The following is an 874-nucleotide window of genomic DNA, read 5'->3' as shown; positions in this document are numbered from 1 at the left end:
GGTCGTGCGCGGGCCACCTTGCATGAAGCGGCCGGCGATGTAGATCGAGTCGGTACCGTTGCCGTCAGCATCCAGAATCTCGTAGGGCCGCTGCGATTCATCGATGATGGGCACGATGAAGTAGTCGGGAACCGGGTGAGCCTTGAAGGTGTCCTTGGACGTCGAAAAGATGAATTCTGCGAACGCCTTGACGTCCGGAGTCACCTTGAMCGAACCAAGCACCAGACCGCTCAAGCGATTGGCGCCGTTGTAGGCGGTCAGCAGGCTCGCGTTGAAGTCGTAACGGCAAACGCCGCCGCTCAGATTCTCCGGAGGGCAATCGCGGTAGGTAACGCCGACGAAGCCGCCGGTGTTCGGGTCAATGACGTTGCCGTAGGGAGAGAAGCCGCTGCGGCCATCGCGAGGTGCGCCGAAACGGCGGAAGTCGACCGAACGTGAAATGTCACGGTCCTTGCGCAGAATCGGATCGCGCTTAAAGTAGTCCAGCCCGAACAGGATGTTGAAGCCGTCCTTGTCGTAGTCACCGAAACCGGCGGACATGCCCAGGCGGTTTTCAGCGCCGTCACCTTCGCTGCTGACACCGTAGGACACAGTGGCTTCGATGCCCTGGTAGTCCTGCTTTGTGATGAAGTTCACCACGCCGGCGATGGCGTCCGCGCCATAGATCGCCGAGCCGCCATCCTTCAAGATTTCGATGCGCTCGATCGCGCCGATCGGCAGCGAGTTGATGTCGAAAGCCGCACCCGCGCCCGACGAATCGTAAAGCGCGTTGACCGGCATGCGACGACCATTCAACAGCACAAGTGTTTCGCTGTCGCTCAGGCCGCGCAGCGCGATGCTGGCGGTACCCGAGCCGGCCGGCGAGTTAGAGGCC

At 61.4% G+C, this 874-nt stretch carries 1 protein-coding gene; it reads right to left on the bottom strand.

The window, feature by feature from the left end; genetic code table 11:
* Positions 1-874, bottom strand: an 874-nt coding sequence (locus tag AC1DYI_RS37080; protein WP_477209060.1) for a TonB-dependent receptor, incomplete at both ends; no start/stop codon positions are given.

The organism is Ideonella sp. P3_A4 (assembly GCF_056403075.1).
The sequence above is the reverse complement of the archived record's forward strand: the minus strand, read 5'-3'. Positions and strand labels throughout refer to the sequence as shown.